Raw genomic sequence first — 1,320 nt, 5'->3', positions numbered from 1 at the left:
TGTGGCTTTGAGATTGACAGAGATTTAAACGCTGCGATTAATTTAAAACAAGAAGCGGTCAGATTGATCGTGTTAGCCTGTGGACTAGATAGTGCCGACACTTCTAGGAGTTCAGTGAGCGTAGTCGAACTGGTGAAACAGGAAGAAAAAGCCAACTTTTGTTAGCATTAGTTAGCTTTTTTGTATCGGAAGTTACCCAATGCCCAATGTCCAATGCCCAGTACAATTTAATTTTGAGTAAATTTCCTATGACAACAACAATTTCTTATGCAGATGCTTTAGACCTTACAGCCGATGATTACATTGTGATCGGCTTGGCAACCTGCTTTTACAAAGAAGATGGAGAAGTACACCAAATCGAAGTTATAGAACCTATTCCCTCAGCAGCATTAGAAGCAATATTAAAAGGCATTCCTACCTCATACAAACTTGCCTGTGCAACTACTTTGGGAAGTATCTTGGATGGTGATAAGCTGTTATTGCCTGATGGATTTCCTGATTCAGCACAGTTTGCAGATGAATTTGTACAACGGGCATTTTCAGCTGCTCGCACCTACAAGCGTCGTGAATCAGCCCAAACCCTGATTCCCGCAGGAACAACCAAAACCGATTTTAATTATTCTACAGAACGCAAACGGGTGCTAAATGCCGCTAGAGTTGTCACTAAAGACGACAACGTTAAACAACATTCTCACACTCACAAAGTTCTTTGATTTTAAGCAGTTATTATGTTGAAACTTTACGGTGGCGCTTTTAGCCGTGCATCAATTGTGCAGTGGTATTTAGAGGAACTACAAGTTCCCTACGAATTTATCCTTTTGGATATGAAAGCAGGTGAACATCGACAACCTGAATACCTGGAAATTAACCCAATAGGCAAAGTTCCAGCAATTGTGGATGGTGATTTGAAACTATGGGAATCAGGGGCAATTTTGCTGTATATTGCGGAAAAATATGGTAAAAATCCGATTTCCCTAGAGGAACGTGCCATATTTTCCCAATGGGTATTATTTGGTAATTCCACCTTGGCTACAGGAATTTTTGTGGAAGCCAACCGCGAGCGAGAAATGCCCCGCCTATTAACTACCCTGAATGAAATTTTTGCGCGGCAACCTTTCTTACTTGGTGATGAATTCACTATTGCCGATGTGGCTGTGGGATCTATACTCGCTTATATTCCCATCATGCTCAAGCTTGATTTGAGTGAATATCCAGCCGTTGTTAACTATATTCAGAAAATTTCTGAACGTCCAGCCTTTAAAAACAGTATCGGTAAAAGGTAAAAGGTGACTGGGGACTGGGGACTGGGGACTGGGGACT

Annotated in this window: 2 protein-coding genes; both read left to right on the top strand. The window is 41.4% G+C overall.

Annotated elements, in window-relative coordinates:
- The first annotated feature begins 248 nt into the window (after positions 1-248).
- A complete protein-coding gene (locus tag PN497_RS13735; protein ID WP_187040971.1) occupies positions 249-713 on the top strand; it encodes a hypothetical protein in 465 nt (154 codons plus the stop codon).
- A gap of 15 nt (positions 714-728) precedes the next feature.
- Positions 729-1,283, top strand: coding sequence for a glutathione S-transferase family protein (locus PN497_RS13730; RefSeq protein ID WP_272110413.1), 555 nt, complete (start codon positions 729-731; stop codon positions 1,281-1,283).
- Positions 1,284-1,320: the final 37 nt, after the last annotated feature.

The sequence above is a fragment of the Sphaerospermopsis kisseleviana CS-549 genome (genome assembly GCF_028329225.1).
Taxonomy (GTDB): Bacteria; Cyanobacteriota; Cyanobacteriia; order Cyanobacteriales; family Nostocaceae; genus Sphaerospermopsis; species Sphaerospermopsis kisseleviana.
This window is presented reverse-complemented; position numbering and strand designations above follow the sequence as displayed.